This is a genomic window from Desmonostoc muscorum LEGE 12446 (assembly GCF_015207005.2).
GTDB lineage: Bacteria > Cyanobacteriota > Cyanobacteriia > Cyanobacteriales > Nostocaceae > Nostoc > Nostoc muscorum.
Genome location: NZ_JADEXS020000001.1, coordinates 3,894,031 through 3,912,137, shown reverse-complemented (window position 1 = coordinate 3,912,137; position 18,107 = coordinate 3,894,031). Strand labels below are relative to the sequence as shown.

Below are 18,107 nucleotides of genomic sequence, written 5' to 3'. Positions count from 1 at the left end.
TAACCGCAGAGGCGCAGAGGACGCAGAGAGAGGAATCGGAGATTTTCAGGACTCATTTAGGATTGCTATATCACAAGAAGATATGCACCAAGTCATAATAAAATAATATCCCTTGCCAGAGCCGATAATCATGGTAAACTTAGCGATCAAGCAGCGAATTCCTTTTTTAGAAAATGGCGATCGCCTCACTCGCTACGAATTTGAGCGACGCTATCAAGCAATGTCCCGTCATCAAAAGGCAGAATTAATTGAAGGAGTTGTTTACTTGGCATCCCCATTACGTTTTGAAAGTCATGCTGAACCACATAGTCATACAATCACTTGGTTGGGAGTTTATGAAGCATCAACCCCTGGTGTGAGATTGGGAATTGAGCCAACAGTCCGCTTAGATTCAGATAATGAACCGCAGCCAGATGGGGTGCTATTAATCACACCTACAGCTAAAGGACAATCTCGTTTCAGCGATGATGATTATATAGAAGGTGCGCCAGAACTTGTAGTAGAAATAGCAGCTAGCAGCGCTGCTATTGATTTACATGACAAGAAAAAAGTTTATTGTCGCAATGGGGTAAAAGAATATATTATTTGGCAAATCTTTGAAAACAAATTAGATTGGTTTAGTCTACAACAAGGAGAATATGTATCTTTAGAATTGGATGCAGATGGAATTATTAAAAGTCAAGTATTTCCTGGTTTGTGGTTATCAAGATTCAATTTACTTGCTGGGAATATGCAGCAAGTATTGGCTGTGTTGCAGTCCGGCTTAAATTCGCCAGAACATCAAATATTCGTGCAGGAGTTGTCTAGTCAGAATTCATGAGTCAGAATAGTTAAATAATCAGGAAAATATTTGATGAATATTTTCCCATCAGTCTATTTTTTGGGGAATGAAACTGGCGCTTTTGGTTGCACTATTCCAAACTATCCAGTTAAGAGAATTATCTAAATCATCGGGGCTATTTGAAACTTTAAAATATAGCTTTTCTTCACGTTTTCTTTCAATGGCAAAGTCGGCATTTTGAGCATAAACGACTATAAAACCTTTGTCTCGCAAACAATACATTGCCCAAGCTTTCAATGATTGCTTGTATGGTTCGTGTGGAATTGGCGGTTTGGTGATTGTCTCTTCAATTACTTTAAATATTTCCGTGAGTTTCGCGGTCATAGTAGATACTTTTGTTATTACCCCTAAGTTAACTAGCTTCTGGATCGCAACGAATTTCAATCATAAAGCCATCTGGATCGTAGAAATACACACCTCTACCAGTAGGACGAGTGACTGGGCCATGAGCGATCGCTATTTTATTTTCTCTGATTACTGCCACGGCGCGATCGAATAACTGCGGCTCGATATCAAAAGCCAAATGGTATGCTCTAGTGAAAGTCTTTTCTGGATTCGGATCTGGTGGTGATAATTCTGGTTCCCCAAATAAATCTAGGATTGTACCATCTGGGGTGACGAAATTGGCTACTTTTCCAGATGCGACAAGTTCCACCAAGGTTGCGGGTACTTCGTCGCCTGTAAGTTCATGCAAACCCAGGATAGTCCCATAAAAATGTCGGGAAGCTTGCATATCTTTGACGTTGAGTGCAATGTGATGCACTTTACGCAAATTCCCTGGAGCAAGGACACTATTCACAGATTCGGTGCTAGATAGCATAGTAAACAAAATTTCTCTACAAAGATAGAAGTTAAACTTTTTTCTTAAAGTTTACTATTTTAATAAAAATCTATCATGCCTTTTGATTATTCTTTAGACTTTCAAAATATCAATTTTCGACAACACCCTGAACTCTATCGCGTTGGTAAGGGTGAGCAAGGTGTACTTTTGGTAGAACCATACAAATCGGAAATTCTTCCTTACTGGAGGTTCAAAACTCCTGAAATTGCTACAGAGTCGAGCGAAAAAATCTACGAAATGTTTCTGGCTTATCTAGAACAAGATGATTTTGTCGGAGCAGATATGGCGCGAAAGTTTATCCAAATGGGTTATACTCGCTCCCGTCGTTATGCGAATCATAAAAGCGGCAGAAAATATAAAAAAGATTCGCCAAAAGAGATTTTACCTTATGAAGTAGATCCCATAAAAGCTGAATCAGCGGCTATATTTAAAATCAAATGGATGCAAGCAAAAACAAATGAAAAGTATCTCCAGCTTTTGGCTAGACATAAACAGAGGTATGAAGTAGATTAGCTGTTGCGGAAGCTGAATATAGCAGTTAACAATTACATGAAGTACAAAAATTTGTAGTGTAGCACAGCTGTGCTACCCTACCTTGTACATTAGGAAAGCGAGAAATGCTATAAAAGCGATCGCTTTACACTTTAAACTTCTCAGTAATCCGCTTCATGGCTTCCTCCACATTTTCCCGACTATTAAACGCCGAAATCCTAAAGTAACCTTCACCCGCAGCACCAAACCCAGAACCAGGTGTTCCCACAACGTTGACGGTTTGCAGCAATTTATCAAAAAATTCCCAACTGGATAAATTATTAGGCGTTTTCACCCAAACGTAAGGTGCATTCACCCCACCATAAACTGATAATCCGGCGGCTGTAAGTTTCTCGCGGATAATTTTGGCGTTTTCTAAATAGAAACTAACCAATCCTTTGATTTGTGCTTGTCCTTCTTCAGAATAAACTGCCTCGGCTCCCCGTTGAACGATGTAGGAAACGCCATTAAATTTAGTAGACTGACGACGATTCCACAGTTTCCACAGTTCCACGTCGGAACCATCGGCGGCTTTTGCTGTGAGTGTCTTGGGCACCACAGTTAACGCACAGCGGGTTCCTGTAAAACCTGCATTCTTCGAGAAAGACCGAAATTCGATCGCAACTTCTCTTGCACCTTCAATTTCATAAATTGAATGGGGAATCGATGCATCGGTAATGTAAGCTTCGTAGGCTGCATCAAAGAAAATAATCGAGTTATTAGCCTTAGCATAGTCCACCCATGCCTTTAAATATTCCTTGGTAGCAGTTGCGCCAGTGGGGTTATTGGGAAAGCAGAGATAAATTAAATCGACTTTCTTGGAGGGAATCTCGGCGGTGAAGTTGTTATCAGCCGAAATCGGTAGATAAACTAAGCCTTCAAACTCGCCTTTATCGTTAGCATCTCCTGTATTTCCCGCCATGACATTTGTATCTACATATACGGGATATACAGGGTCAGTAACGGCTATAGTGTTGTCATGACCAAAGATTTCCAGAATATTGCCCGTGTCACATTTGGAACCATCGGAGATAAAAATTTCTGAGGCATCGATTTCGGCTCCCCGTGCTTGGAAATCTTGAGTAGCAATTTTCTCCCGCAACCAAGCGTAGCCTTGCTCTGGGCCGTAGCCTTTGAAGGTATTGCGATCGCCCATTTCTTCGACAGCTTTAATCATCGCTGTCCGGCAAGCTTCCGGCAGAGGTTCAGTAACATCGCCAATGCCCAGTCTGATGATTTTAGCATTACTGTTCGCTTCTGCAAAGGCATTCACCCGCCGAGCAATTTCTGGAAACAGGTAACCCGCTTTCAGCTTCAGGTAGTTGTCGTTAATACTTGCCATAGTCAATTATGAAAAAACGCCCTAAAACAGCTTACTGCTATTCTGGGGTGGGGAGTGGGGAGTGGGGATATGGGGAGAATAACTCTTAACTCCTAACTCCTAACTCCTAACTCCTAACTCCCAATGCCCAATTTAGACATTTACTGGCTGTTTATTAGTTTCTGATGTGTAAATTCCTAACTCCGTAACTGATTCTTGACCTGTAATTAATCTGGCTCCACGATTACGGGTGAAATAGTTCCATGCCCATTGAATTATGACTACTAATTTGTTGTCAAATTCTATTAAGAAATAAATGTGAATTAATAACCAAAACACCCATGCAAAGAATCCTTTCAGCTTGATAAAACCCAAATCTACCACAGCCGAATTTTGCCCAATCATCGCTAAACTACCCTGATCGATATAAGCAAAGGCTGGCAAAGTTTTACCTGCTAGTCGCTGTTGAATTAGTTCTCCAACATATTCTCCTTGTTGCTTGGCTACAGGTGCAACACCGGGTAGCGGTTTACCATTTTGATGGGAAAAATTCGCCAAGTCGCCAATTACAAAAATATTCGGATATCCTTTAATACTCAAGTCAGATTCAACCATAACGCGTCCAGCGCGATCGCATTCGGCACCTGTGCGTTCTGCTAGCACTTTTCCCATAGCCGAAGCTTTCACACCTGCTGCCCATAATACTGTCTTTGAGGCAATTTCTTTTACTTCATCCCCTTGTTTGAGGGTAACAATATCATTTTCAATATTGGTTACTAATGTTTTTGTTTGGACAACCACCCCCAACCGCGTTAGAGATGCTTCGGCTTCTTGTGATAACTCTGGTGCAAAAGGTGGCAGAATGCGATCGAGTCCTTCTAAGAGCAAAATCTGGGCTTCTGAGGTGTCGATGTTGCGAAAATCTTCTTTAAGGGTTTGGTTTGCGAGTTCTGCGATCGCTCCCGCTAATTCTACGCCAGTAGGACCACCACCAACAATCACAAAAGTTAACCAGGCACGGCGTTTTTCTGGATCGGTTTCTTTTTCTGCTGCTTCAAATGCTGTAAAAATCCGGCGACGCATTTCTATGGCATCTTCTACGGTTTTCAAACCAGGGGCGAATTCTTCCCAGTTGTCTTTGCCAAAATAGGAATGCTTGGCACCTGTGGCAACGATCAATGTATCGTAAGCTATTGCTTCGTCGCCCACAATTACTTTTTGTGCTTCTGCATCGATATTATTCACCTCTCCCAACAACACTTTTGTATTCTTGCTTTTACTGAGTACAGAACGCAAAGGTGACGAAATATCAGCCGGAGATAAAGCACCTGTAGCGACTTGGTACAGCAGGGGTTGAAATAGATGAAAGTTGCGTTTATCGATCAGAGTAACGTTTACTGCTGCCTTGGCGAGTGTTTTTGCGGTATAAAGTCCACCAAAACCACCGCCAACAATAACAACTTGATGGATTGGGTTATTGTCAAGTGAGTTTACCATAAGAAATATTTCTCTGGATAACGAGTGCTGTAACTATTCTTAACAAATTTGTTTCAAATTTGTCATCATAAATTTTGTATTGTTTTTTACATTTAAAATGGTGGGGAGTAGGGAATGGGGAGTGGGGAGTGGGGAATGGGGAATGGGAAGGAAATATTTTGTTAATAAAGTAACTTTCATCTTATAAAAATACTGAAAATATTTATTGTGTAGATTTATCGGTGATTGATCAGATATTTATGCAAGTTTTAAAGTTAAGGGACTACGGACTAGGGACTAGAGAAAAGTTTTCTGAATACCCAGTCCCCAGTCCCCAGTCCCCAGTCCCCAGTCCCCAGTCCCCAATCCTCAATCCCCAATCCCCAATCCCCAATCCCCAGTTTTTAGCTACTCAATTTGAGGTACAATCAGAAGCCTGCCAATTAATGATGCTTGCTGACAGGAGATGCTTCTATGGCCCGGATGTATTATGACGAAGATGCCAATTTAGACCTTTTGGCTGGAAAAACTATTGCTATCATCGGCTATGGTTCCCAAGGTCATGCCCACGCTCTCAATTTAAAAGATAGTGGTTTGAATGTGATTGTGGGACTATATCCGGGTAGTAAGTCAGTGGCAAAAGCTGAAGCAGCTGGGTTAACTGTGAAAAATGTCGCCGATGCTGCCAATGCTGCTGACTTCATCATGATTTTGTTACCTGATGAAGTTCAAAAAACGATTTACAAAAACGAGATTGAACCGAATTTAGAAGAAGGGAATGTGTTAGCCTTTGCCCACGGTTTCAATATTCACTTTGGACAAGTTGTACCACCGGCGAATGTAGATGTAGTAATGGTGGCACCAAAAGGGCCGGGGCATTTAGTACGGCGCACTTATGAAAGTGGGGAAGGTGTACCAGCGCTGTTTGCAGTGTATCAAGATGCTAGTGGTCAGGCACGCGATCGCGCCATGTCTTATGCTAAAGGTATCGGTGGTACTCGCGCCGGTGTTCTCGAAACTACTTTCCGCGAAGAAACTGAAACCGATTTATTTGGCGAACAAGCGGTATTATGCGGTGGTTTGAGTGCTTTAATCAAAGCCGGATTTGAAACTTTAGTAGAAGCTGGTTATCAACCAGAATTGGCTTATTTTGAATGTCTGCATGAAGTCAAGCTAATTGTTGACTTAGTTGTGGAAGGTGGTTTAGCTAAAATGCGCGACAGCATTTCTAACACAGCTGAATATGGCGATTATACTCGTGGCCCGCGGATTGTCACCGAAGAAACCAAAGCTGAAATGCAGAAGATTCTCAGCGAAATTCAATCTGGGCAATTTGCACGGGAATTTGTTCTAGAAAACCAATCTGGTAAACCAGGATTTACCGCCATGCGTCGCAAAGAATCTGAACACAAAATTGAGGAAGTTGGTAAAGATTTACGCGCTATGTTTAGCTGGTTGAAAAAAGCTTAAGCACTGAAGTTGTACCTTCACTAGTCTAAACACACAATGGCTTAGACTTCTTTTAAAAGTCGGGAAAAGGTTAAGGGGGAAAGGTGAAAAGGATAACATTTTCCCTTACCCTTTACCAAAAACTTATAATTCCAAGATGCTATCAAGACCCCTTTTTAGTCCTACAAAGGAACTCACTTTGCGAATTGCTAACAAAGTTCCTTTGACATATGGTTCGGCACTACTTCCAGCTTCATGCCGAATTATCAGCTTTTCGTCCGCAAGACCAAATATGGCTTCCACTGACAGAGTGTAACCAGGCAAACGTAACGAGTGAACTTGCGTCCCGTTGAGTGTAGCACCCCTACTTTCTTTTGGTCCATGAATTTTATCTAGGGAATGGTATGGAATTGGCTGTTTAACCTGTCCTAGCCGCGAAGCCAATTCCCTTGCTGTTCCACTCGGAACATCCACTTTCTTTTCGCTAGCATAATCCAAAATCTCCCAGTAAGACGTGTACTTAGCTGCTATCTCAGCAAAGCGTTGCAGAAGTACCGCCGTGATGGCAAAATTGCCAGATGCTAAAACTCCTACCTGATGCTTCATGGCTTGTTCATGTATTTGCACGAAGTCTTCATCTGTAAGTCCTGAAGTACCAATGACTACATGCACTCCGTTCTGGATGGCTTCTAGAACGTTACTTTTCACTACATCCGGTTTGGTGTAATCAACTAAAACATTACACTGATTTCTCAAAGCTTCTTTGACGGAACTGCTGATGGTCAAATCTAATGAGGTATCCGTCAGCACTTCACTTAATTTCTTATCTGCATGGGTTCTTGAAACGGCTCCCACGAGATTCAGGTCTTCGAGAGCGTCAATCGCTTTTACCAAGGATTGTCCCACCCATCCCGTTGCACCAGCTAAACAAAAATTTATCGCCATGAAGAACGCTCCTTGCTATTTCAACCAAGATAACAACAATGGGATGATGAACTTTCTTAAGATTGTGTACCGCTACACTAGGATAGAGATGATGTTCAACATGATAGTTATTGCCATTTGTAATGTAACTAATGATTGGATGAGTTTCAACTGAACGAGTATTTAAGAAAACATCTGTTGTCGTCTTATTGCAATATATATGTTCCGGTAACTCTATCAGAAAATGAAAAAATTCGCCAAAAACTAACCACGGTATAAACCAGATTTTGAGAGGTATTAAGGACACGTTAAACACGGTAATAGAAAAGAGTGTTAGAAAAATTGTGACTAGCACAAAATATTCAATTAAAACATCTTTTTTAGCCTTGTTAGTAGAAAAAACTTCTGGGTATTTACCTTTGATTAAGTTAAATAATGTCGGGAAAAAAGTAGGTATTCTTGCAAAGTTCCAAGCTCTCACGAAGAATTTATTGAAGCTTTCTAGTGAAGACTCATCATAGTCAAATATCTCAGCATTCTTTTCTGTGCCTAAATATTTATGATGGTGTAGATGCTGAACTCTGTAATGAGTATATGAAACAAGCATTGGAACACCAAACAAAAAACCGAAAAAGCAGTTTAATATCTTTGAGTTGAAAAAATTGTGATGAAGACACTCATGTTGCAATTCTAAGCCATGAGCAAACGTAATTCCCAAGAGTAATTGGAGTATCAGAATTAATTTCCAATCCTGAATAAAAATAATTCCAACACTCAGAAAAACTACCAAAGCAAAATAAGTTAATAGCTTTGCAAAAGAGTGTACATGGTCAACTTTAGATATGCTTTTTAAGTCAATACCAAAGTTTTCAAACTTGTGAAAAATCTCAGCAGTACCGCTGATTTTTTCCATTTATAGCACCTATCTAAACTATTAAAACTTTTTCAACCCACTACTACTGGATGAAAAATCCAGATTTTTCATTAGCTGAGAAAATATTATACACAAAATGGGAGCATCCCAAAAAACTTAAGTTATAGCTATTGGCAGCCTTCCCTGTCTTCCCATCTACGATTATCATTTTTATTGAGAATATTTTGGGTATTTTAATTGATTGACAAAAAGCACTTTATCTTCAGTGGAAACACATCTAAATATTGACGAGCTTGAATAAGAGTAGAATTCACCAAGACCAAAATCAGATAAGGCTTTCAGGAAACTCAATTTTCAGGGTTACAGAAATGATAATCTTGAAGAGTAAGGTATTTTTAGTTTTCATTAAACTAATTGATTGAATAATGTTTCTTTACATCCATAGAAAATGCGATCGCATAGAAAATGTTGGTTTTCCTGCGTCTAGTCAGTGCCTTCTGAATTTAGGATTTTTAGTTAGGTAAATTGTACTAAGTAGAGCAGCGTCAATAATTAAAGTTTTGTAGTGTTCGCGTAGCGTCTCGTAGAGAGGACTAAAGTCCTCATTTCATGGCTGGAGCCGCTCACTACAAAATAATCTCAAGATTTTTTACATTACTTAATTTACTTTGGTTTATTCTCGCCTACTTACTTAATTTGACTTTCGTAATTTCATGTCTTTTTCCACACTGCAATTAAAAGGTAAAGAAAGTTCTCATTAATCCAATCCAGATTGTACCATTCGCTGTGTTATTTTAAGATTTGTAATCAATAAAAATCCCGGAGTCACAAAAATTCTCTCACTAAGTAGGTAGCGATAAAATAATTCTAAATGTTCAGTAGACCAAAAACTTTTCCGTTAGGGTATCCTTCCCTAAGGGACGCCAAGGGCGAACGGGAAGCAAGCTAGCAAGAGCGTCTCGTAGAGAAGGTATAGCTCTGTGATGGATATCTGCAAATCTGATTCTTTCTAAAAAAGCGTATTATTTTGATATAATACATTTTTTATAAACCTCCTTGATAAATTTATTTTTTATAAGTAAAGATAATAAATATACCTACTTAAAATAACTGAATCGTATTTGGAGATAACCTTGTTTTTCAACCGATATTTCTTAGAAATTATCCTCCGCACCGGAGAACATTTAGTATTAGTTGTAATTGCAATGGTGGTGGCGGTTTCCATTGGCATTCCTCTAGGCATTTTCATCACTCGCCAACCGAAACTCGCCCAACCTATTATCGGTATCACTAACGCTATTCAAACTACTCCCAGTTTAGCTATTTTTGGCTTTCTAATTTCGGTGCCATTCATTGGAGGAATTGGCAAAATTCCGGCTATTGTCACCTTGATTCTTTATGCTTTGCTCCCAATAATTCGCAACACTTATATCGGCATTAATAGTGTTGAGCCGGCAATTCGAGAGTCGGGAAGAGGGATGGGAATGACAGACAGCCAATTACTATTTCAAGTAGAAATTCCTCTAGCTTTAGGCGTGATTTTGGCAGGAGTTAGGGTAGCAACAGTTATTTCTGTGGGAATTGCTACCATTGCCGCAGCAATTGGCGGCGGTGGTTTGGGGGTGTTTATTTTTAGGGGGATTTCCACCCTGAATAATCAGCTAATTTTAGCTGGAGCGATACCTGCCGCTTTGATTGCGTTAGGTGCAGATTTTAGCTTGGGATGGTTAGAAAAAAATCTGACACAGCAAAGAGAAAAAAATATAACAATTAATCGTAGAACTGTTGTTTATTTGAGTATATTAACGTTATTAATCGCGGCATTAATTGGCTTTACTTATTGGCTAACACCACCAACAATTATTATTGGCTCTAAAAATTTCACGGAACAATTTATTTTAGGAGAATTACTGGCTCAACAAATTGAATCTCATACTAAATTAAGGGTTGATAAGCGCTTAAATTTAGGCGGAACTTTTATCTGTCATGAAGCTGTCAAAGCAGGGCAAATTGCTGGATATGTAGAATATACTGGAACGAGTTTTACATCTATTTTAAAACAGAAACCTATTAGTAACTCTCAACTTGTATATGAAAAAATTAAACAAGACTACAGCCAAAAATATCAATTAGAAGTCATGCCATCTTTGGGATTTAACAACACCTTTGCGATGATTATCCGGGGTGAAGATGCTAAACGGTGGCAGATTAAAACCCTTTCTGAAGCTGCTAAATATACACCTAAAATGCAAGCAGGATTTGGTTATGAATTTCTGGAACGGCAAGATGGTTATCCAGGGTTAGCTAAAACTTATGGCTTTAAATTTACCAAACCTCCCCTGCAAATGGAATTAGGGTTGATGTATCAAGCCTTAAAAGAAAAGAAAGTAGATTTGATAGCAGCTAATTCTACAGATGGCTTAATTCCTGTTTTAAATTTAGTCATTTTAGAAGATGACAAAAAATACTTCCCACCTTATGAAGCTGTCCCAGTATTCAATCAAGCAATTCTGGAAAAATATCCAGAGTTACGAGAAGCTATTAATCAATTAGTTGGGTTAATTTCCACTGAAGAAATGCAACAAATGAATTATCAAGTTGATAATCAATCTCGTCCGGTTGAAGAAGTTGTGCATGAGTGGCTGAAGTCTAAGAAACTGATCAATTAAATGGGAACATAAGTCATGTCCGGTTCAAGATTGTAAATCTTCATTATCAAACAAATGGAGCAGTAAAAAATGATGTATACTTGAATTTAATATGATTTCAATGAGCTTTAAAGCCTAAAACCTTTGATCAGCATATTGTTTAGAAAATAGCTGTGACCAAAGATGCTTGAGCTTATTGAGAATAAAATCAGTAACTCCTGAATAGGTCAATTGTTGACTTTATTCTCAAGTAATGCTGAAGATTTTCTTTCAGCCTTGGCTTCAATAATCCTTTATTTATAAGGTTTGTAGCCACAAAAATTCGTCGAATTCATGTTAATTTATGCTTGCACAAAAAATCTGATTCCATAAAAAGATTGAATCGGATCAAATAACTACGACAATGACGCAGGGATGAAAAAATTTTTTGATTTTTGTTTTGAGGTTTAATTTTATTTAAAAATCACTATTAGTTGCACAATTGTTCAGCAAATATTCTATTGGCTGCTGCACAATATCAAACTCAACTTTATAACTCAGGTACTTTTATACTGGTTTGTTGGTTCTGTATCATTTTATAACATTGGTCTTTTCATCGAAAAAGTAATTAAAAAAAATGATGCTTGGAAAGAAAAATTTACTGCCAGGGTTAAAAAAGTCAAAAAACAATCATTTCCTTCTTTTACTACGAAAAGTATCATTATTGGGGAAATCAGAAGTTTGATAGCAGCTTTAATTATCCTCTATCTAGCGCCAGAGGTCAGTAGAGGAAATAGCTTGCTACTAAACTTTGGATGGTTCTTGATGAGAATAATTACTGCTGATTTCTGTTTTTACGTTTCCCATTGGCTACTCCACAGAAAATTATTGCTGAAAATACATCTGAAACATCATGAGTTTGCCGATTCATCAAGTTTTGTTGCTGGACATAAAAGTTTGACTGAATATATTATTGTTACTATTACAGACCTTTTGCCTATTTTTATATTTGGATATGATATTACCCAACTATGTGCCTGGACTATTGTAGGCAATGTTTACAACCTAGAAGGTCATAGTTCTTTATCCATATTCTTCGTTCCATCAGATTTTCACGATTTTGACCACACTTGTTTCAAGGGAAACTATGGAATTCAAGGATTCTGGGACAGGGTATTCAAGACGCTGAATCCTCCTACAAAGAAACGAGGAATTATGTTCCCTGTATCTTATTTTGAAGATCGCACGATCAAGTCGTCTAGTAATTGAGATTGAGTTACAAAACTCACTCGTAAAAAGCAGCGATCGCTCCTACTAAAATTAAATCAGTAAAGGCGATCGCTGCTGCAATCATCGTAAATTTTCCCAGCCAAAATGCTACTCTATTTCATCTTGAATGTCGTCAATCACCTTTAAAATAGATTCACGAATTATTCCTTCTAGGACATAGATAAACGAACCTTCAGCGGTTTCTGTCGTCCAGGGATCTTGGACTACAGTACGAATGACAGTAATCGGTTCCTGAAAGTTACGCTAAGGATTTGATGAGCCACTTTCAATACTGCATAAAGAAATCTTATAAGAATTATTAGTTATTTATATAAGTTTTGTATTTCCTTGGTCAGGTTCAAAGGATATTGTGGAACTTATATGTCATGAAATTATGACATATTCTAGAAACCAAACTTTTTAAATCAATGAATTTGAATTTTTTACTGATAAAAATGCTGATTTATGGTTCAATACGGTTCAGATAAGCCTTTTTTTCTCCCCCTGCATCCCCTGCTCCCCCTGCCTACCTCAACCGATAAATTTCCTTAACTGAACCGTATTGATTTATGGTTGAAACATTTTGTTCATCAAACGGGGATCTTAGTTGATAAATCTAATTTAAAATTCCGTTTCTTGACATAATTTCGGTATTTTTTTAGCTAAGGCAGTAAATACAGGAAATCTTCTGGTGTTGAGGACTGTTGTTTGTAATTACTCTGGAGAATTATGAAAGATTATTTACCCAAAGGGCGGATTTATTCAACCTATCTAGCCAGGTTGAATTATCAAAATGTTCAGCAGAAATTGAAAAACTATTGCTTTAAAATACGTGGAACTAGGCGTTCATTTTGTTTAGATAGACCCCACCACAGACACATCTTTTGGAGTTGGTGCGGTAGTTTTATTGGAATAGCAGCAACGGCTTACCTTTCTGTAAAAACTAATTCTCCTTTGCTGATGGCTCCCTTTGGCGCTACTAGCGTATTAATCTTTGGTATACCTGACAGTCCTTTAGCCCAACCCCGGAATGTAATTGGTGGTAATCTTGTGGCGGCATTAGTAAGCCTGACTATTCTGCATTTTTTCGGTTCAGAACCTTGGGCAATGGGAATGGCAGTAGCTACTGCCATTGGTATGATGCAACTTACTGCAACTTTACACCCTCCTTCGGGAGCAGTTGCATTAGTTGTGATGATGACGAAAGCATCCTGGCAATTTCTTTTAACTCCTGCCCTAGAAGGTTCGATAATTTTGGTACTCTGTGCTGTGGTATTCAATAATCTGGCACAGGAAAGAACATATCCCAAGTATTGGTTCTAATTTTTGGCGTTGCTCCATTTGCAATATGAATTGAGATTTTTGATTAAAACTAAAACATTTTTGGTATTGGGATTACCACCACATTGTTCCAGGACTACCTTTAAATGGCCCGACAATATCAGCAGTAATCCATCCTCCGTAAAAATCACCAGGTTGAGGTGTTACTAGCTCATCATTGACATAGCAAGCATCCATTAAATTGGCAATAAAACCATAGAAATTTTCAATGTAAACAAAATCAGGAGTGGGGTCAAAATATCGCCAAGCAGCATATTTTAAATACTTATCACCAACTTTGACATCATAATATTCATATAGACCTTTCCATTCACACAAACCTTTTTTCGGCGTTTCGATGAGATGTTCTAGTTTAATGTCTTCAGCGGGAAAGTAATAGCTAGGAGGATGACTTGTTTCTAAAACTCTTTTACCTTTGTTGGTTTCTGCCAAAACAATACCATTACAAATTACCCGCAGATGTTTATTAGTATCTTCTAAAACAGCCGGACGCGGATAATCCCAGACTGATTCTTGACCGGGTTGTGGGGGAATAGGATTTGGTTTCATCATAAATGTCTTGTAGTATTTTTAATCAGAATGATGATAGGCTTTTGAGTTTGATCTCAAATCAGAAAACTATTTTTCTACTTAGGGACTTCCAACGAAAAAAATATTCCATAGTAGGGTAGCACAGCTGTGCTACCCGAAAAATGTACAAATAATTTGGGATAATTTATTTTCTGGAAGTCCCTTAGTTGTAATATTGACAATGTAAAATCCCTGATTTGAGCGTTCGACTATCTTGAAACTACAAATTTTTAGCAATATGGCGATCGCCATTGCCATCAGGAGCAACTTCTAACCAAAAATCCTGAATGACAAATTGATAATAAAATTCTCCCAGACGGGTACTCCGCCAAATGCTGACTAATTGGTCATTTGGTGCCCATCGTTTAAAAGATTTCACAGCAATTTCCGGAACTCCACTGGCGTCTATTTGCTCGTCAACTTGTGTAATAGTCCCATTAGGAGTAACTTGTGCTTCAACTTCAAAGCCTTGTTGATTCTTTCACCTGAGTATATATATTAATGAACCATCTGACTTCATTTCAATTCGGGCTTGGTTGAATTCAGCATTGGTAACTGTTTTGGCAGCAGACATAGCCGGTGTTGGTACTTCTTCTAGGGGAATTTTTCGTACTATTCCCCCTAGATTTTGGGCTAGTAATATGTTTTGTTTCTCAGTTAAAGATTGAGCCTGAGCATTACAGGGATAAATGGAGGATGTAAAAACCGCTATGCCTGTAACTATTAGTATTCTGCACAAATTATTTGTGTAAAACATCATGTTGGTGTTAATGCTTGATATTTTTAACAATTCTAAAACCGGCGTGTTGATAAAAATTGGGACGGAACCAATTGCGATAATATTTTAAAGCTTCTGTACCGTTAGTTATCCAACAACCTCCTAACATCATATAATGTTTAGTGTCAAAAAATATAGCAGAATTCTCTTCGTAGAGAAAATGAGGTTTATATCCGGAAAGGGGATTTAAGTTATCGCTCAACCATTCCCAAACATTGCCTCGCAAATCATACAATCCAGACTTATTTTTGCCTCTTTCTAACATTCCCACGGGACTAGGTGAGCCAAGTTTTAAATTGAGATTGTAATTATCTATATCTTCTGATAAACTGTTGCTATAAGTTGCTAAATGGTATTCTGATTCACTCATCAACCGAGTATCTTTTCCTTGCCAACGACAATAGGCCATTGCTTCATAGTGATTGACTTCGACAGGCCAATCTAGCGGCAATTCCATTTCATTAAACATGGCTCGATATTTGTAATTCCCATTTTCAGGGAGCCAAAATTTTGGATGTGTGATATTATTTTGAATTTTCCAATCCCAAGATTCTTCATCCCAATAGTCTTGATTTTCGTAGCCACCAGCCTTGACAAAATAGAGAAATTCGCCATTGGTAATGAGATATTTACTGGCTAAAAAGGATTGAACTTCCACAGTGCGATCGCCATAATCAATATCCCATCCATAAGTCGGATCGTCTAAGGCTTTGCCGAGTTTTACTACCCCTCCCGGAACTTCGATCATTTCATTCCCAGGAGTGTAACCATTAAAAGCAGCATATTTCCAGTTTGGGGGACGTTTGACTCTTGCAATTGGTAGTTGGCGAATTAACATCGAAGAAGTTTCAATGTGAATACGCTGGTGTTCAATTCCCATCATTAATGCCCAAAGGGAATGATGAGGATGGATTGGCAGAGTAATTGGGGTTGTTTTAATTACTTCGGAAATTACAGAATATGCTTGTTGGCGATACTCCCAAGTTTCGGCAACTTGTGGCCAATTCAAATGAGCGATCGCTGCATTCAATTGCTCTGGTTTTTCTGGATCGACTCCAATTTCAAACAAAATTTCATAGTCGGGATTTAGGCGTTTTTCTAATAATCCAACACTAATTAATTTATTGATGTAGAAAACAGCCGAATGTCCCAGATAAAAAATCAGAGGATTTCTCAGAGGGTCGGGATTGAGATAAAATGTATCTTCTCCAACCAGACTTTGCATCAGAGTATCTTCTAGTTGCCAAGCATTCTCAAAGTAATCGAGGATGACTTGAGAATTGCAACTATCAAGTTTTGGAGGTTTAGCAGATTGCAGACTAATCATGGTGTCAAACAATTTGAGATTTTGCATTTTGGGTTGATTCCACGGATAAATCAGGTTGCTCTGTACTATCAAGGAATCATTTCAATTATTGTGTGCTGGGATATTTTTTTGAAATTTTTCTGGGCTGGTTTCTAATTTCACATATAGGAAATCAATTTCTTCTTGCTCCAGCAATTCTAATATTGCTAGATTTAAGTTTTTCTCAGCCTCAAAGTAGAGATTATCATCATTCACAAATGCCATAAGTTCAATAACACGCGCATTTTCTTCAATTTTTTTAAACCGCACTGTACATGATGGAGAAAAGCCTGGAATAGATTTTGGCATTTCCTGAATAGCAGCACAAATTATGCCTGTTTGCCGCGCTCAAATTCCATCAATTTTGAGAATTAAATTAATCCCCCACTTTAATTCTTTAGCTTTAGCGTTGCCAAAAAATGGATAAAGTCGAGCTAAGAAATTTTTTTCAAAATCCTTTCAAAATCCTTTTGTTGGTAGTCAAAGTTCTGAACAATAAAAATTCTTAATTTTGACTCTTTTTTTAAGGAGTACTTTGATGACAGTTGTGCCGTTTTTTCAGGAGAGCTAGTTTCAGAGTTCTCTATTGGATTAAACTTTGAGGAAGCAAGATTTAAGCTTGACAAAGAATTAATCCAAACCACTGCTTGGGATCTGTCCAAATTTTTAAAGTTTTAAGTCCGTGTGCCTCCAGTTGTTTTTGCATATTTGCTAAATCAAACTTGCGCGAAATTTCGGTGAGAATGCTTTCTCCATCTGCAAAGAAAACTTCTAAACCTAGCGCTTCTAGAGATACTTGATGACTCTTTTGGCAATGCAGATACATCTCAATTTGAGCATCAGCTTGATTATAAATAGCTTGATGAGTGAATAAATGGAGGTCAAAATTGCCTTGAAAACGCCAATTTAAATGGGAAAGCATATTCAAGTTGAAAGCAGCCGTTACTCCTTGACTATCGTTATAAGCTGGCTCTAAAATCTCCTTGGGTTTTTGTAAATCAATCCCCAACAAAAAGTAATCACCTGGTTGTAAAGTTTTAGCAATTTTTCTTAAAAATATATTACATTCTTGGGGATTAAAATTACCCAGAGAACTGCCCAAGAAAAAAATCATCCGTGATGATGCAAAAGTTGATTCTAGTTTTGCTAAGGCTTGTTCGTAGGTTCCAATTAATCCCTCGATAAAGAAAGCTGGATATTTTTGTTGTAGCTTTAGCACACTAGATTGAACAATTCCCCGACTAACATCAATCGGTATATATCTACAGTAACTAGCAAGTCTTTCGTAAGCATCTAACAAAAATAGAGTTTTTGTGGAACTACCACTGCCTAATTCTACAAGTTCACAAACACCTGTTATCTGAGCAATTTCATCGGCATATTGGCGCAAAATAGATGCTTCTGTTCGTGTTGGATAATATTCTGGTAATTCACATATTTGTTCAAACAATTCTGAACCGCGATCGTCGTAAAAATATTTTGGGGGTAAGCTTTTTGGGGTTCGAGTTAATCCTTGAATGACATCTTGCCCCTCATTGTTCAGAGTTTGATAATGCTCATTCAGAATTTTTAGAGATGTTGTTAACATTATGCTAATGTATTGATTTCTACATTTAATCCTTAAATATTGCAGATTTAGAATTCAATAGCAAGTCTTATTTTCAAATAGGTTAATAATTGTTTATCTACTAAAAGTCAATCGGATTAGTGTTGTTTTTGGCACGTTTAACTAATTTAATATTTCTTCAATAATTCAATTATAAGGCAATAACAATTTTTATTTCTTTTCTCGGAGAAAAATAATTACCCTTGCTAAGCAATAATTTTGGGCAAGAGAGGCGATTGCACCATAATCATATCAAATAAAGCTACAAACAAAATAGCTGTCTAATGTTTATAAAGTGGGAGCATCCCAAATGT

18 protein-coding genes are annotated in these 18,107 nt (G+C 38.1%); 6 read left to right on the top strand and 12 right to left on the bottom strand.

Features of this window, described 5'->3' with window-relative positions; all coding sequences use genetic code 11:
* The first annotated feature begins 130 nt into the window (after positions 1 to 130).
* Positions 131 to 820: a Uma2 family endonuclease gene (locus IQ276_RS16765; protein WP_193919902.1), complete on the top strand. Its 690-nt coding sequence runs from the start codon at positions 131 to 133 to the stop codon at positions 818 to 820.
* A 48-nt stretch (positions 821 to 868) separates the two neighbouring features.
* Here the strand turns inward: IQ276_RS16765 and IQ276_RS16760 are convergent, their stop codons facing one another.
* Together IQ276_RS16760 and IQ276_RS16755 are read right to left on the bottom strand one after the other, a co-directional pair.
* On the bottom strand, positions 869 to 1,165 hold the full coding sequence (locus IQ276_RS16760) for a hypothetical protein (RefSeq protein WP_193919904.1): 297 nt from the start codon (positions 1,163 to 1,165) through the stop codon (positions 869 to 871).
* 28 nt (positions 1,166 to 1,193) lie between these two features.
* On the bottom strand, positions 1,194 to 1,661 hold the full coding sequence (locus IQ276_RS16755) for a VOC family protein (RefSeq protein WP_190884172.1): 468 nt from the start codon (positions 1,659 to 1,661) through the stop codon (positions 1,194 to 1,196).
* Between the two features lie 75 nt (positions 1,662 to 1,736).
* Between IQ276_RS16755 and IQ276_RS16750 the strand changes: the two genes are divergently transcribed.
* Complete coding sequence (locus tag IQ276_RS16750; RefSeq protein WP_193919906.1) at positions 1,737 to 2,195, top strand: DUF4385 domain-containing protein; 459 nt, start codon at positions 1,737 to 1,739, stop codon at positions 2,193 to 2,195.
* A 124-nt stretch (positions 2,196 to 2,319) separates the two neighbouring features.
* Here IQ276_RS16750 and IQ276_RS16745 read toward each other — a convergent pair whose 3' ends face one another.
* Both IQ276_RS16745 and IQ276_RS16740 read right to left on the bottom strand, forming a co-directional pair.
* The gene (locus tag IQ276_RS16745; RefSeq protein ID WP_193919908.1) at positions 2,320 to 3,555 is read right to left on the bottom strand and encodes an LL-diaminopimelate aminotransferase; all 1,236 of its coding nucleotides are present in this window, start codon (positions 3,553 to 3,555) and stop codon (positions 2,320 to 2,322) included.
* Between the two features lie 132 nt (positions 3,556 to 3,687).
* Positions 3,688 to 5,031: an NAD(P)/FAD-dependent oxidoreductase gene (locus IQ276_RS16740; RefSeq protein ID WP_193925915.1), complete on the bottom strand. Its 1,344-nt coding sequence runs from the start codon at positions 5,029 to 5,031 to the stop codon at positions 3,688 to 3,690.
* 453 nt (positions 5,032 to 5,484) lie between these two features.
* On the opposite strand from IQ276_RS16740, the gene ilvC reads away from it, so the two are divergent.
* Positions 5,485 to 6,480: a ketol-acid reductoisomerase gene (gene ilvC / locus IQ276_RS16735; protein WP_193916386.1), complete on the top strand. Its 996-nt coding sequence runs from the start codon at positions 5,485 to 5,487 to the stop codon at positions 6,478 to 6,480.
* Between the two features lie 123 nt (positions 6,481 to 6,603).
* Here ilvC and dapB read toward each other — a convergent pair whose 3' ends face one another.
* Together dapB and IQ276_RS16725 are read right to left on the bottom strand one after the other, a co-directional pair.
* Complete coding sequence (gene dapB / locus IQ276_RS16730) at positions 6,604 to 7,404, bottom strand: 4-hydroxy-tetrahydrodipicolinate reductase (RefSeq protein WP_193916389.1); 801 nt, start codon at positions 7,402 to 7,404, stop codon at positions 6,604 to 6,606.
* Positions 7,337 to 8,296: a fatty acid desaturase family protein gene (locus IQ276_RS16725; RefSeq protein WP_193916392.1), complete on the bottom strand. Its 960-nt coding sequence runs from the start codon at positions 8,294 to 8,296 to the stop codon at positions 7,337 to 7,339. The genes dapB and IQ276_RS16725 overlap by 68 nt, the downstream gene beginning before the upstream one ends.
* Positions 8,297 to 9,390: 1,094 nt before the next feature.
* Between IQ276_RS16725 and IQ276_RS16720 the strand changes: the two genes are divergently transcribed.
* The 3 genes from IQ276_RS16720 (at position 9,391) to IQ276_RS16710 (ending at position 13,476) form a co-directional block, all read left to right on the top strand.
* A complete protein-coding gene (locus tag IQ276_RS16720; RefSeq protein WP_193916395.1) occupies positions 9,391 to 10,926 on the top strand; it encodes a glycine betaine ABC transporter substrate-binding protein in 1,536 nt (511 codons plus the stop codon).
* A gap of 699 nt (positions 10,927 to 11,625) precedes the next feature.
* Complete coding sequence (locus tag IQ276_RS16715) at positions 11,626 to 12,153, top strand: sterol desaturase family protein (protein WP_228043012.1); 528 nt, start codon at positions 11,626 to 11,628, stop codon at positions 12,151 to 12,153.
* A gap of 729 nt (positions 12,154 to 12,882) precedes the next feature.
* Positions 12,883 to 13,476: an HPP family protein gene (locus IQ276_RS16710; RefSeq protein WP_193916398.1), complete on the top strand. Its 594-nt coding sequence runs from the start codon at positions 12,883 to 12,885 to the stop codon at positions 13,474 to 13,476.
* 72 nt (positions 13,477 to 13,548) lie between these two features.
* On the opposite strand, the gene IQ276_RS16705 is transcribed toward IQ276_RS16710, so the two are convergent.
* The 6 genes from IQ276_RS16705 to egtD all read right to left on the bottom strand — a co-directional run bounded on the left by IQ276_RS16705 (position 13,549) and on the right by egtD (position 17,775).
* Positions 13,549 to 14,043, bottom strand: a complete 495-nt coding sequence (locus tag IQ276_RS16705; protein ID WP_193916415.1) for a DUF427 domain-containing protein — start codon at positions 14,041 to 14,043, stop codon at positions 13,549 to 13,551.
* 241 nt (positions 14,044 to 14,284) lie between these two features.
* Positions 14,285 to 14,443: a hypothetical protein gene (locus IQ276_RS16700; RefSeq protein ID WP_193916401.1), complete on the bottom strand. Its 159-nt coding sequence runs from the start codon at positions 14,441 to 14,443 to the stop codon at positions 14,285 to 14,287.
* A gap of 102 nt (positions 14,444 to 14,545) precedes the next feature.
* Positions 14,546 to 14,824 carry a hypothetical protein gene (locus IQ276_RS16695; RefSeq protein ID WP_193916404.1) on the bottom strand — a complete coding sequence of 93 codons (279 nt, stop codon included), beginning with the start codon at positions 14,822 to 14,824 and terminating at the stop codon, positions 14,546 to 14,548.
* A 7-nt stretch (positions 14,825 to 14,831) separates the two neighbouring features.
* Complete coding sequence (ovoA, locus tag IQ276_RS16690) at positions 14,832 to 16,196, bottom strand: 5-histidylcysteine sulfoxide synthase (RefSeq protein ID WP_373690543.1); 1,365 nt, start codon at positions 16,194 to 16,196, stop codon at positions 14,832 to 14,834.
* A gap of 54 nt (positions 16,197 to 16,250) precedes the next feature.
* Positions 16,251 to 16,496, bottom strand: a complete 246-nt coding sequence (locus IQ276_RS16685) for a hypothetical protein (RefSeq protein ID WP_228043013.1) — start codon at positions 16,494 to 16,496, stop codon at positions 16,251 to 16,253.
* Positions 16,497 to 16,800: 304 nt separating this feature from the next.
* Positions 16,801 to 17,775 carry an L-histidine N(alpha)-methyltransferase gene (gene egtD, locus IQ276_RS16680; RefSeq protein WP_193916406.1) on the bottom strand — a complete coding sequence of 325 codons (975 nt, stop codon included), beginning with the start codon at positions 17,773 to 17,775 and terminating at the stop codon, positions 16,801 to 16,803.
* Positions 17,776 to 18,107 lie beyond the last annotated feature (332 nt).

What these genes read in the sequence shown, in the direction of transcription:
- IQ276_RS16765 (WP_193919902.1), top strand. Translation starts at nt 131, where the DNA reads ATGGTAAACTTAGCGATCAAGCAGCGAATTCCTTTTTTAGAAAATGGC.
- IQ276_RS16760 (WP_193919904.1), bottom strand. Translation starts at nt 1,165, where the DNA reads ATGACCGCGAAACTCACGGAAATATTTAAAGTAATTGAAGAGACAATC.
- IQ276_RS16755 (WP_190884172.1), bottom strand. Translation starts at nt 1,661, where the DNA reads ATGCTATCTAGCACCGAATCTGTGAATAGTGTCCTTGCTCCAGGGAAT.
- IQ276_RS16750 (WP_193919906.1), top strand. Translation starts at nt 1,737, where the DNA reads ATGCCTTTTGATTATTCTTTAGACTTTCAAAATATCAATTTTCGACAA.
- IQ276_RS16745 (WP_193919908.1), bottom strand. Translation starts at nt 3,555, where the DNA reads ATGGCAAGTATTAACGACAACTACCTGAAGCTGAAAGCGGGTTACCTG.
- IQ276_RS16740 (WP_193925915.1), bottom strand. Translation starts at nt 5,031, where the DNA reads ATGGTAAACTCACTTGACAATAACCCAATCCATCAAGTTGTTATTGTT.
- ilvC (WP_193916386.1), top strand. Translation starts at nt 5,485, where the DNA reads ATGGCCCGGATGTATTATGACGAAGATGCCAATTTAGACCTTTTGGCT.
- dapB (WP_193916389.1), bottom strand. Translation starts at nt 7,404, where the DNA reads ATGGCGATAAATTTTTGTTTAGCTGGTGCAACGGGATGGGTGGGACAA.
- IQ276_RS16725 (WP_193916392.1), bottom strand. Translation starts at nt 8,296, where the DNA reads ATGGAAAAAATCAGCGGTACTGCTGAGATTTTTCACAAGTTTGAAAAC.
- IQ276_RS16710 (WP_193916398.1), top strand. Translation starts at nt 12,883, where the DNA reads ATGAAAGATTATTTACCCAAAGGGCGGATTTATTCAACCTATCTAGCC.
- IQ276_RS16705 (WP_193916415.1), bottom strand. Translation starts at nt 14,043, where the DNA reads ATGAAACCAAATCCTATTCCCCCACAACCCGGTCAAGAATCAGTCTGG.
- IQ276_RS16695 (WP_193916404.1), bottom strand. Translation starts at nt 14,824, where the DNA reads ATGATGTTTTACACAAATAATTTGTGCAGAATACTAATAGTTACAGGC.
- ovoA (WP_373690543.1), bottom strand. Translation starts at nt 16,196, where the DNA reads ATGCAAAATCTCAAATTGTTTGACACCATGATTAGTCTGCAATCTGCT.
- IQ276_RS16685 (WP_228043013.1), bottom strand. Translation starts at nt 16,496, where the DNA reads ATGCCAAAATCTATTCCAGGCTTTTCTCCATCATGTACAGTGCGGTTT.
- egtD (WP_193916406.1), bottom strand. Translation starts at nt 17,775, where the DNA reads ATGTTAACAACATCTCTAAAAATTCTGAATGAGCATTATCAAACTCTG.